Annotated in this window: 6 protein-coding genes and 1 pseudogene; 3 read left to right on the top strand and 4 right to left on the bottom strand. The window is 68.1% G+C overall.

Translation table 11 applies throughout. The features are described from left to right. On the top strand, positions 1 to 2106 hold a 2106-nt coding region (locus AOK24_RS23450), incomplete at its 5' end, for a UvrD-helicase domain-containing protein (protein WP_055722044.1). On the opposite strand, the gene AOK24_RS23445 is transcribed toward AOK24_RS23450, so the two are convergent. Then, the gene (locus AOK24_RS23445; protein WP_159051955.1) at positions 2107 to 2871 is read right to left on the bottom strand and encodes a hypothetical protein; all 765 of its coding nucleotides are present in this window, start codon (positions 2869 to 2871) and stop codon (positions 2107 to 2109) included. It abuts the gene before it with no gap. Positions 2872 to 3104: 233 nt separating this feature from the next. Between AOK24_RS23445 and AOK24_RS23440 the strand changes: the two genes are divergently transcribed. Further along, positions 3105 to 4448 carry an alpha/beta fold hydrolase gene (locus tag AOK24_RS23440; RefSeq protein ID WP_055722042.1) on the top strand — a complete coding sequence of 448 codons (1344 nt, stop codon included), beginning with the start codon at positions 3105 to 3107 and terminating at the stop codon, positions 4446 to 4448. 46 nt (positions 4449 to 4494) lie between these two features. Here AOK24_RS23440 and AOK24_RS23435 read toward each other — a convergent pair whose 3' ends face one another. After that, positions 4495 to 5703, bottom strand: a complete 1209-nt coding sequence (locus tag AOK24_RS23435) for a hypothetical protein (RefSeq protein ID WP_240554071.1) — start codon at positions 5701 to 5703, stop codon at positions 4495 to 4497. A gap of 451 nt (positions 5704 to 6154) precedes the next feature. Here AOK24_RS23435 and AOK24_RS52955 point away from each other — a divergent pair. Further along, positions 6155 to 7305 (top strand): annotated as a pseudogene (locus tag AOK24_RS52955) (AIPR family protein); the annotation flags it as partial. Here the strand turns inward: AOK24_RS52955 and AOK24_RS23420 are convergent. Beyond that, positions 7291 to 7923 (bottom strand): DUF305 domain-containing protein, encoded by a 633-nt coding sequence (locus AOK24_RS23420; protein ID WP_107104035.1) that lies wholly within the window; start codon positions 7921 to 7923, stop codon positions 7291 to 7293. The pseudogene AOK24_RS52955 and the gene AOK24_RS23420 sit on opposite strands and share 15 nt — an antisense overlap. Continuing rightward, on the bottom strand, positions 7920 to 8180 hold a 261-nt coding region (locus tag AOK24_RS23415; RefSeq protein ID WP_159051954.1), incomplete at its 5' end, for a DUF3105 domain-containing protein. The genes AOK24_RS23420 and AOK24_RS23415, both read right to left, overlap by 4 nt.

Below are 8180 nucleotides of genomic sequence, written 5' to 3'. Positions count from 1 at the left end.
CCGGGCGAGTGCGTCGCGGGCGCGCGGGCCCGCGACGCACTCGCCCGGCTCACCGTGGAGATCAACGAGGTCTCGGGCGATGTCGAGGTCGTCGACCAGAGCGAGGTCAGCGAGAACGTCGTCGCCCTCACGGACCGTGCCGCCGAACCGCAGACGCCGGCGGCCGAGGAACCGGCGCCTACGAGCAACCTGCGTACGCCGCTCTTCGCTCCGTACGACGACCGGATCCTCGTCGATCTCGGTGTGGTCCGGTCGCTGCTGCCCGCACTGCGCAAGGTCACCACGGGCGAGCAGTTCGCCAAGCTCCTCACCCACAACCTTCCGGAACTCACCCGGGACGTCCTGCTCGCCCTGAGCGACGGGATGAACCCCGAGGACATCAAGCGGCACATCACCGACGAATGGCGTGCCGACGAGCAGGTCAACCCCCACGACTGGGCAGGTGCCGCCCAGCGTGCCGTCTCCCGGGCCGAGACCGACGACGACGCCGTCCTCGGCGCCCTGGGCCGCAGCTTCGACGCCTGGCGGCTCTTCCTCCATCCCGAGCAACGCCGCCTCGCCACCACCGACTTCAAAGGCTCGGCGAAGGTCACCGGCGGCCCCGGCACCGGCAAGACGGTCGTCGCGCTGCACCGCGTACGCCACCTCGTCGACCAGCTGCCGCCCGGCCACTCCCGCCCGGTCCTGCTCACCACCTACACCGCGAACCTCGCCCTCGACCTCAAGGAGCGACTGCACCAGCTCGGCGGCGACGACCTGCTGCGCCGGGTCGACGTCAAGCACGTCGACGCCCTCGCCAGGGAGATCGTCCAGGAGTCCCGTCTGCCGGTCGGCCTGCCGCTGGACGACGAGGCGGCCATGGACCTGTGGCACACCGTCATCTACGAGACCGAACTGCTGGGCTACGACGCCGACTTCCTCGACGCCGAGTTCAAGCACGTCATCCTCGCGGGCCGGTGCGGCTCGTGGGACCAGTACCGCCGCACCGGCCGCACCGGACGCGGCGGTCGGCTCACCAACACCCAGAAGCACGAGGTGTGGCAGCTCACCCAGGCGTACCGAGCCCACCTCGACGCTTCACCGAAGCGGACGACGTACGCGATCATCGCCGACCAGGCGGCCGAACTCGAACAGCGCCGCACGGCCCGCGTCGAGGACCAGGCCCGCTACAAGGACGACCAAGGCGGCCGGGACCTCCTGCACCGGGAGGCGGGCAGCGGCATGTGGCTCCAGCAGCTCCGCTACCGGCACATCGTGGTCGACGAGGCACAGGACCTGTCCGCCTCTCACTGGCGCATGCTGCGCGCCATGGTCCGCAAAGGCCCGAACGACATCTTCCTCGTCGGCGACGCCCACCAGCGCATCTACGGCAGCAAGGTCGTCCTGAGCCACCAGGACATCCAGATCCGCGGCCGGGCCTCCCGCCGTCTCACCCTCAACTACCGCACCACACGCCAGATTCTGGGCAGCGCGAATCGTCTGGTCGAGGGGGAGCGGTTCGACGACCTCGACACCGGCACCGACACCCTCGACGGCTACCGGTCCGTACTGACCGGTCTCACCCCGCAGTTCTGGCGCGCACCCGACCGGCTCACCGAGATGCGAGCGGTGGCCACGCTCATCCAGGAACGCCACGACCGTCACGGGACGCCGTACTCGGCGATGGCGGTCAGCGTTCCCGACGGCGGTTCGGCCATGGAGTTCGCGAGCCTGTTCGGCAAGGAGTTCCGTATTCCGGCCGTGGAACTCGGCAGGAGCGGGGTGCGCGCCGGTGTGGACGCCGTGCGGATCGGCACCATGCACCGCTTCAAGGGCCTCGAATTCCAGCGGGTGTTCCTGACCTCGGTGGGTGAGGGACAGGTGCCGCACCAGCGCATCGAGCAGTACCGGATCACGAACCCCGACCGCTACCGGCAGGAAGAACAACGGGCCCGCTCCCTGGTGTTCGTCGCTGCGACCCGGGCCCGTGACGAACTCGTCGTCACCTGGAGCGGAAAAGCCAGCCGCTTCCTTCCTCCGGACGCGGACAGGACGGCCTACCGGGCAACCGACCTGCTCGGCCGGGACGGGCCGCCGTCCGGGTCGTCGGGATCCGCAGCAGCCTGACTAGGTGTGCGTGTTGTCGAGGTGCGCGCCCAGGTAACCCACGTACACCAGACCCGAGTTGGCCGTGTCGTCGTGGAAGTAGAGGCGGGGCGAGACGGTGTTGCCGCTGCCGACGCGCAGGTGGGACTGCATGAACAGGCGCCCGCCGCGAGCGACCGACTCGGGTACGGGGAATGTGCGTTGGCGGCGCCAGTCGTGGTGGTTGGCCACGGTCTCCGACTCACGCATCGTCACTTTGCCTGCGGGGAAGGGGTGTTCGCAGGTCTCCGGGAGGTTGTCGCACCAGTGGCGGAAGTCGACGCCGGTGCCGTGCGCCGCGTACTCGTCCAGGGCTTTGAGCGCGTCCCACGCGACGGAGACCCAGTTGGGGATGCCGTGCGCGTCCAGGTCCTTTGTTCGCTTCGGATTTCCGGTGAAGCGGAGGTGGGGGAACTCGGCGAGACGGTCGAGGAGTTCGGCGAAAGTGGCGGGGCGGGGCGGTGGATTCGAGGGCGGGGTGCGGAGACCGGCCTCTTCCAACTGCCGTTTCAGAAAACGGACTTTGCTGTTGGCGCTCTGGAGGGCGTCGTACAACTGCTCGTTCTCGACGAGCTGTTCGAACTCCCGCTCCTCGGCCTGCTGCAACCGCTGCCGGAGCTCCCGGACCTCCTGGTCCCGGGCTTCCTCCCGCTCCGCAGCCTCCCTCAACAACGCCTCAGCCGTGCGGAGTTCCCCCCGGAGTAATCTCCCGGCCCGCCTTTTCTTGGTCGTCTCGAATACGTTCACGAGGCCCCATTCATGACCGTGCTGAAGGGGTCCTCATCACACCACCATCCGGTGAATCCAGTCAATCATCTTTATCGATCGAATTCGAAACCCCGGATTTTACAAGGGCGTTCATAATGCGCCCACATTCTGTCACCCGTGGCGAGTGCCGGGGCCGGTGATCATCACAGGACCTCCATGGAGCAAGCTACTCCCGTAGTCATGTTCTCCAACTTTCAAGGAGGCGACCGGACATGACGAGGTTCGTGACACGCAGGACCCTGCTGGGCGGCATGGCGGCAGGGGTGGCGGCGAGCACCGTACTCGGTGGAAATGCCTGGGCCACCAAGGCAGTTGGGGAGCCGTACGTGGCCTTCCCGGTCGGCCCCGGCGGCGGCCCCGCAGGGTCGGACCGGGTCCACGCGCTCCAGATCGGCGACCCCGCGGCGGGCACCGTACTCGTCCTGGTCCCCGGCATGTTCGGCGCCGCGAACGACTTCCGCCTCCTCGCCCGCGACCTCGTCGCGGGCGTACCCGGCGTACAGGTCTGGGCGTACGACCGCCGCGAGGAGAGCCTCGTGGACCGCGCGGGATTCGCGACCGCCGACCCGGCCGCCTACTACCTGGACGGCCACTACCGCTCCCTCGACCCGGCGACTTCCGGCTACCTCGCCAACTGGGGCCTCCCGCAGACCCTTTCGGACCTCCGCACGGTCGTGCAGGCGGCCTCCTGCGGCGGCCGTCGCAAGGTGATCCTCGGCGGCCACTCCTGGGGCGCGACCACCGCCGCCGCGTACGCCGCCTGGGACTTCGACGGCCGCCCCGGCTACCGCGACCTCGCGGGCCTCGCCCTCATCGACGGCGGCGTCCTCGGCGCGTTCGACGGCTCAGGCGCGGCCCCCGACAACTCCCCGGAGAAGATCAGGCAACGCCTCGCGGCCATCTCCGGCGGCGCGGTCCTCGACATGTCGCTGGCCGCCGTAGGCCTCGGCACCCGCTCCGAAAGCACCCAGATCTTCTACCAACTGGCAGGCTGGTACGCCCACTTGGACCCCCACGCCAAGTCGGTCCTCCAACCCCGCCTCCCCGACGCACTGCGCCCCTCGGGCACCATCACCAACGCCGCCCTCCTCGGCCTCCTCGTCGACCAGAGCTTCGGCTGGCCCAACGACATCAGCGTCCACTCGGGCACCATCTCCCCGACCGGCGACTGGACGGACACCGGCATCACCCCCATCTCCCGCGTAGCCACGGCGTACGCGGGCCCCGCCCCGGCCGTCTGGCAGTGGTACTGGCCCTCCCGCCTCTCCGTCGACCTCGACGCCACCGACCTCTACACCGACACCGCCACCACCCGCTCCCTGGGCCTCCGCCTCCACCACACCACCGACCTCGACATCCCCCTCTACGCCTTCCAGACCAGCGCCTACAAGGGCACCGCCCTCACCGCAGCCCGCAAACTCGCCACCCAGTCCCGCATCCCCTCCACGACCTTCCAGACGGACGAGGGCATGAACCACCTCGACCCGCTGTTCGCGTCCCCGGGGAAGAACACGGCGACCCAGAGCCTCTCCGCGTTCATCCAACACCTGATCTGAACCCCCGCCAGCGGCCTGCCCGTTGAACCGGGCAGGCCGCCCACCGTCACCAGGATTCCAGCTCCCGGAACGTCTGCTCCGAGGAGGGCAGAAGAGCTTGGCGGGCACGCGAGTTCTCGCCCATGAGCCGACCTGTCGCCCGGTCCAGGTGGAAAGCGAACGCCTTGGCCTGATCGGCGAATTCACCAGCCGGCTTGGTGACGCCGCTACTCGTGATCACGATGAGGCGCTTCGGTATCTCCTCACCGGCTGCCGCAGCCTGACCGCTCAGCCGCTCGATCTCGGGACGTGACAGAGACTTACGGCTGCTGTGCCATACGACGTGGAACGTGTCCGACACGATCGGCGTGTCGATGTCACCTGCTCGGAGGTCCGTGAAGCCGCAGTCCTTGAGCTGGTGGAAGACCGCTTCCGCGATCCCGGACGGGCTCGGCATGCTGGTCTCGCCTGTCGTGCCCCACAGTTCGGCGAGGTCGGCGAACCAGTCGGGCTCATCGCTCAGAAGCCCGGGCGACAGATCCACACGCCGCCACGTCCACGCCGACGTCTCGACGTCCCACGCCTGCGGCCCTCGGGACAGCAAGTCTGCGATCTCTCGCACCGGAACACGCCCATGCGGAAGGCCAGGTGCGGGAGATGAACGCCCCCGCAGCAGCCGTTCGACGTCGATACGGCCCCACTTGCTCCACCCGGGGTGATGGACGTCGACAGTCCAACCCAAGGTCGGCTTGAGCGAGACACGGAGGAAACGGCCGTCCACCTCGGCCTCCAGCACGGATCCACCGCGATCGCCGCTCGTGATGCCGAGCCTGGGGGCGAGCGGCGAGCCGTACGGGTAGTACCAGTTGCCCACGGCGACGCGGAGGACTCGAACCTTCCGCTCGTCGAGCAGATCGGCGAGCTCGGTCATGTCCGAGGACTCACTCTCGTGCCAGCGCCAGGGAGAAGCGACAGGCTCACCGGTCAGGCAGGCGGTCGCCGCGGCGTGCAGGGCGTCGACGAGGACTTCGTCAGGTGTGCTGATCGGCCAGACCGACGGAGGGTTGTCCAGGACCGGGTCCATAATCGCCCAGACGACGGAGTGGCCCATCCGGACCTGCGCCAGACCGACATGCTGTGCACCGGACATCCTGACCAGCAGAAGTCTTCCGTTGCTCGCGTCATGAAGACGAACCCGGTCAGCCAACTCGGGGTGACGCTTGCACAGTTGCTGCTCAAGAAGTTCGACATGCATATGCCGGCCGAAGGCTGCCACCACGTCACTGGGCGGAAATGGCAAGGGAGTTGCTCCTGTCGAAGCTCGGGGACTCTGATTATCCGGTTCGCGCTCCGAAGCTTCCCCCTCTACCAGCCGCGGATCCTGCGCCCGTGCTCGGAGTCGGGGTACAGCAGCGCGAACAGCTCCTCTTGAGACAAGGCATCGCCGGAGGCGACCCAGCCGGTCGCCTGGTGGGCGGCGATGCCGATGCCGGCCAGAACGGCGGGTGCGGAGACGGCCGTTCGAGCGGCGAGGTGTGGATGGAGACGGGCGATGAGCGCCGACAGCAGAGGTACCGGCCTGCTCCGCGTCCATGTCCTGCGGAAGGTCGTCGCCGTGCAGGGTGGACGAGGGCGGGGCGAGTCCCGGACGCCCGTACAGCGCGGTGATCACAAGGACGTCCCTATGCCGGTGATCCACCGCGACCTGAAACCCGGCAACATCCTCGGAACAGGTACACGGTGGGCGGCTCGCCCCGCAGACCGATCTGTACGCGCTCGGCTGCATCCTGCACGAACTGCTCAGCGGACGGCTGCTGTTCACGGCCGACAACGAGTACCAGCTCATCAACGTAGCCCCCGTACCCCTACGGGAGCTACGCCCGGAAGTCCCGCAGGCCCTCGTCGAACCGGCCGCCCGTGCTCTCGGCTCCGAGAACAGACATGCGCACTCAACGTGCCGCAATCCTGCTGCTTGGCAGCGACTACCGGGCCGCCCTGCCCGAGTTCGACGGACAACGGGATCATCCTGGGCCAAGAGCGGTTCCGACCTCTAACGAGGAGCCCGCCAACTTCTGGTACTTCAACAACGGCATCACGGTGCTCTGCGACATGGTGGAGAAGGCCGAGCAGAGCATGCTCGCTCCCCAACAACGGCCGCTGACACTCACGTTGCACAACGCCAGTGTGGTGAACGGCGAGCAGACCGTCAGGTCGGTGGCGGAGGCCGTGGCTGCCGACGCGACCGCGGCCGAGGAGTAGATCGGTGTGTGCGTCATCGTCACCGGGAAACACGAGGACTTCGCCGAAAGGACCGCACAGGCGACGAACCGTCAGAACAGCGTCGGGCCACGTGACTTCATCACGCTGGAGACCGTACAGGCGGCGATCCAGCAGGAGATGCGGGCGCAACTCGGCCCGGTGTACAGCGTGCGCCGCAGCGAGCTGGACTCCCCGGAGGAGACCGGATGCTCCGTGGTCGAGGCGGCGTGTGCGCTGGCCTGTGCCCATCCCGACAGCCAGTACGCCGCCCGGATCGCCACCACCCTGGAGGTCGCCACCCGACTGCTGAGCAGCAACGATAGTGCCGCCGCTCAGCCGAAGCCGAACGACAAGTACCGTCGTGAACCCGGCAAACAGGTCCATGTCCTCATCGACAAAGACACCCTCGGAGAAGGCGATCCGCTCACCCTCAGCGCGGCTTATCCGGTGGAAGCGGAGGCGCTTCGGGACTGGCTCGCCGAGAACCCGAAACGCAGCCTCGCCACCTGGACCAAGCATTGCACCAAGCCGATTCATGTGGGAGCTGGCCGGCTGGAAGGATCGGCCGGTGGCCAGTCCGCGGTCGGGACAGGCCACCGACCCTTCAGGACCGCTTCTTCAACATGTCGGCCATCAGGGCGATTTCGGCCTGCTGGCCGTTCACCATGCCCTGGGCCAACCGCCGTACCTGCTCGGTCTCGCCGCTCTGGGCGGCGCCCTCCGCCATTTCGATGCCGCCCTTGTGGTGGGCGGTCATGAGGGTGAGGTAATAGGCCTCCGCCTGCTTGCCGGAGAGGGAACGGAGCTTGTTCAGTTCGGTGTTGGTGGCCATGCCGGGCATGAGGGAGCCGTCGTGGGGCTTGTACGGCATGGAGTGGTCCATCCAGGACATGGGGGCGGCCTGGGAGGACTTGGGTTCGTTCCAGGTGTCCAACCAGCCCAGGAGCATGCCGCGTTGGTTGGCCTGGGTGTTGATGATGTCGTAGGCCAGGCGGCGGACGTCCTCGTCGGTGGTGCGGTCGCGGACGATGAACGACATCTCCACGGCCTGCTGGTGGTGGACGGCCATGTCGCGGGCGAAGCCCGAATCGACCGGCCCCGCAGGGGAGTCGGCCTGCGCCGGGCGCAACAGGGTGACGGTGAGGGCGACCGCCGCGAGCAGGGTGATCAGGGCGCCGCCGATAAGGGCGCGGGACAGGCGAGTTGAGGACCCCGGCGTCAGTTCGTCGGCGCTCATGCCGTCGCCTTGCCGCCCGTGCACGCCGCGCCCGGCTCGGGAGTCTGCGCGCCCTGCACGTACTTGTCGAGGAACTCGTTCACCCGCGGGTCGGACGCCTCGGTGACGTTCAGCTGGTGGCCCCACGCGGAGAGCGTGATCGGGGAGGCCTGGGAGTCGTACGGGCTCATCATCGTGTACGACGTCTTCTTCACCTTCTCCGTCAGCGACTTGACGTCCGCCTCGGCGGCCTTGGTGTTGTACGTCACCCACACCGC

This window comes from Streptomyces niveiscabiei (assembly GCF_001419795.1).
GTDB lineage: Bacteria > Actinomycetota > Actinomycetes > Streptomycetales > Streptomycetaceae > Streptomyces > Streptomyces niveiscabiei.
Note: the sequence above shows the minus strand (reverse complement) of the source record. Positions and strands in the feature narration are given on the sequence as shown.